1 protein-coding gene is annotated in these 1164 nt (G+C 39.3%); it reads right to left on the bottom strand.

What is annotated here, in order from left to right; all coding sequences use genetic code 11:
• Positions 1-20: 20 nt before the first annotated feature.
• Positions 21-1164, bottom strand: a protein-coding gene (locus FTT91_RS14600; RefSeq protein WP_180169706.1) for an IS3 family transposase whose coding sequence is annotated in 2 segments (ribosomal slippage) — positions 21-928 and positions 928-1164 — 1145 coding nt annotated over the 2 segments. Because the reading frame shifts where the segments join, the coding sequence is not laid out codon by codon here. This gene is flagged as partial in the annotation.

Raw genomic sequence — 1164 nt, 5'->3', positions numbered from 1 at the left:
AGACTTTCACTTGGGAGATTCTAGGCAGCTAACCGATAAAAGTCTTCTGCCATTTGATTTGGTGTCTTAAAATCCAAGCCTTTTTGAATTCTTCGCTGATTATAAAATAACTCTATATATTTTGTAATATCCGCTTTGGCTTCTTCCCTTGTTTTGTAGTTGCGATGATGGACTAGTTCATTTTTGAGTATGCCCCAGAAACTCTCTATCGGTGCATTATCAAAGCAGTCGCCTTTTTTGCTCATTGAACCCTGAAAATCAAATTTCTCAAGTAAGTTTCGATATTCATTACTGCAATATTGGCTGCCTCTATCTGAATGTACAATGAGATCTTTAGCAGGTTTCTGATTGCGAATAGCCATATTCAATGCATCACAAACAAGCTTGGCTGTCATGCGCTCATTTAAGCTATAGCCAACAACCTGTTTCGTGTAAAGATCTTTGACAGCTGCCAAGTACAACCAGCCCTCAGCCGTCCAAATGTAGGTAATGTCACTCGACCACGCAAGATTAGGCTTCGTCATTGAAAACTGTTGCTTGAGTAAATTGTCATAAATAGAACGGTTGTGATCACTGTTCGTGGTTCTTTTGAAACGCTTATGGCGCTTACAATACAACTGATTTGATTTTTTTATTTGGCGCACAGCATACGTACTTATTTTGATACCTTGCGCTTGTAAATGCTTGGTTAATCGAACATAGCCATAGCTTTGTTTGGTTTCTTCATGGGCTATTTTGACCAAAATTGTCTGCTGATTTCGCTGAATTGATCTTTTACTCATGCCTCGCTTTAGCCAATCATAAAAGCGAGAAACGGATACACGAAGTAATCGAGCCATTAAAATAATCGGAAATAAGTGGCTTTGCGATTTCATATAGGCGTACCTCACTGACTTTCTTTGGCAAAGTACGCTGCTGCCTTTTTTAAAAATTCACGTTCCATTTCAGCTGTTTTGAGCTGTTGTTTAAGCTTCTTATTTTCTTCGAGTAAGGCGTTTAGATCGGGCGAATACTGTTTTGTGCCTGCTAAAGTTCCAGCCTTTGCTTTGTTATTCCAGTTCGAAAGGGTTTGCATTGAAATGCCAAGTTGTCTAGCGGATTCCGATACATTACCTTGGTTCTCTTCAATGGCTTTTATGGCTTCAGCTTTAAATTCTGCGGTGT

Origin of the sequence: Acinetobacter sp. YH12021 (genome assembly GCF_013420145.1) — a bacterium.
In the GTDB taxonomy this organism is placed as follows: Bacteria; Pseudomonadota; Gammaproteobacteria; order Pseudomonadales; family Moraxellaceae; genus Acinetobacter; species Acinetobacter towneri.
Note: the sequence above shows the minus strand (reverse complement) of the source record. Positions and strands in the feature narration are given on the sequence as shown.